This window comes from Stenotrophomonas maltophilia group sp. RNC7, assembly GCF_030910085.1.
In the GTDB taxonomy this organism is placed as follows: domain Bacteria; phylum Pseudomonadota; class Gammaproteobacteria; order Xanthomonadales; family Xanthomonadaceae; genus Stenotrophomonas; species Stenotrophomonas sepilia.
The window spans coordinates 1-2,309 of record NZ_JAVFVN010000992.1 but is presented as its reverse complement, the minus strand read 5'-3'; the positions used below and the strand labels follow the sequence as shown (position 1 = coordinate 2,309).

Annotated in this window: 3 protein-coding genes; 1 reads left to right on the top strand and 2 read right to left on the bottom strand. The window is 31.1% G+C overall.

Annotated features, from left to right (window positions below; translation table 11 throughout):
* A partial coding sequence (locus tag RCF13_RS25460; RefSeq protein ID WP_308141661.1) for a hypothetical protein occupies positions 1 to 775 on the top strand: 775 nt, incomplete at its 5' end.
* Between the two features lie 125 nt (positions 776 to 900).
* Here RCF13_RS25460 and RCF13_RS25455 read toward each other — a convergent pair.
* The gene (locus RCF13_RS25455; RefSeq protein ID WP_308141660.1) at positions 901 to 1,818 is read right to left on the bottom strand and encodes a ThiF family adenylyltransferase; all 918 of its coding nucleotides are present in this window, start codon (positions 1,816 to 1,818) and stop codon (positions 901 to 903) included.
* On the bottom strand, positions 1,815 to 2,309 hold a 495-nt coding region (locus RCF13_RS25450), incomplete at its 5' end, for a hypothetical protein (RefSeq protein ID WP_308141659.1). The genes RCF13_RS25450 and RCF13_RS25455, both read right to left, overlap by 4 nt.

Here is a 2,309-nt window from a genome sequence, read left to right as displayed (position 1 = left end):
GCTTAAAGATTATTTTTATGAGTATCTATCATCAGTTTTATACCAAGGTTTTTATTTGGGAACAGAATTTGTGACTTCTGTTGACATTCAAGTAAAAGATGCATACTTTATGCAACCTGATGGTGTAATTCTACAACAAATACCTGAGCAATTAGAGGCAGCTACAAATGGATTAACTGAAAAACTAACTGATATTAGTACAGCTCAATTTGAGAAGTGGATTTTAAAGGATAATCCGAATATACAGGGAATATTAAATCAAATAAAAAAAGAAATTGGATGTTTAGGGGCCTATTATGCATTTAAAGTGGAACGTATTAATCGCGGGATAGAAATAAGAAAACCTGCCAAATACGGAATGTTATATAGAGCAGATGATTTATACTTTTTAAATCCTGAATTATTTGCAGTTTGTGTTTTAGCAAGTAATAAAGCAGAAATTTGGGAAATTCATACATGGAATTCTGTAAAATCGAGAGATAGTAAAATGGGAGAAATCCAAATTTTGAAGTTTGATGTTGAGGAGACAGAATATGCTTATTCAAACTTTGTAATGTATGAAGGCGTTGAGAATGTACAATCAATTTATGATATAGTCCAAATTAAAGTCAAACTAAATGAATTTGTTCCAGATAAAGAAATTTATCCTTTGCAAGTAGCAGTTGTTGAAGCGGTGTCCGGAAATACTAATACAATGTATGAAAACATAAATATTTCATTAACAATTTACTCCTCTGATACATCTTTCCAATATAATCCGCATCAAGATAATTGAATCTGATTAGTCACCTATACTTTATATTTTAGGTGACTAATCAGATTTTTTATTCGTAAATAAAGTATTACTCCTTATATTGATGGCATTAAAAATAAGTCACCTATATAGGTGACTTATAGAGATTAAACATTTGCTTTTTGTAGTTCTGCATAAATTTCTAAATCTTCTACTGTAGGCAAAGGAGCGGTAGAAATTGAATTATCTCTACTATTAAAAGTCGAGTAATGATTTCTTATTGTGTTATTTGCAAGTAATTCGTTTATATATCCTGCAATGATTAGTGCAGCAAATCGATTTGTTATTAGGCGTTGAGGTTCACTGCGTAAGAGAGAACTACATGATTCACTAGGTTTTATTTCATGTTCAGCATCTCTTAAAATATTTGGAAACACTTCACCAACCGGTGGTAAGATAGTTTTTCCTTGTGAACGTACTCCTATTACTACTTGTCCTCGATATCCGCTATTTAAATATGCTTCTCTTTCTTCTTTCGTCCAACTATAAATGGTTGAAATATGTTTACCTTCTGGAATACGCCCGCCTTCTACACCAGAATCTATATAGATTAAGTTCGGGACTTTTTGAAAATAGTCGTGTATCAATTTTCTTGTGAAGTTATTGTCAACACATCCTATTATTACATTCAATACAACTGTAGCTCTCGCATCAACATTTGTAATATAGTTCTTACAATAGACAATTTGATGTAACTCTTCAATAGTTTCAATGTATTTCGCATCATAGTAACTTATGCCTTGACCATATGCCATACTATACCGATTTCTTAGAACTTCAGCTTTAGATTTTCCGATATCTTTTTTAATAAATAGTTGATTGTTTAAATTTTTGTCTTCAACGATATCTGGATCTATTAGAAAAATTGAGGAACTTGGACTCATCATTTTTCTCATTTGAGCAATATGTTGAGCTACATATCCTCCAGTTCCACCACAACCTAAAATAAAGAAACGATAATATACATTTGTTCGATGCATTAGAAAATTATTGAAATGCGATAATACATGATATGTTTCTTTCATCGCTGTCCCTCCAATACGTTTACTTGAGGGGTATCACTTGTTTGTCTAATTTTTTTCTCGATAATTTCTACTGGCATTATATATTCGTATTTTCCGGTTTCCTTATTTAATATTCGAACTGTTATATCTGGAAACAATGAGTTTATATTACCTATTATTGCATAATACAAACCACAGGAACGGTCATATTTAATATCAGTTTGTGATGGTATTGGTTCAAACACATGATGTGAATGTATTTCCATCAACTTTATCATGTCGGATATTTCAATTGCTTCATCTAAAGTAAGTTCGTCTACTTCTATTAGCACTCTACTCACTGTTTGGCGCGGAATATTCAAAATATATTGTTTTTTAATAAGTGAAAAATAAATTTCACCCTTTACCTCAACCCCATATTCTTCACTATATCCCCTAGCAATTTGAATGAATTCATAAATTAGTTCTTCTGGAATTAATACGTTCTTATTACCTAGAAATAACCTGTTATT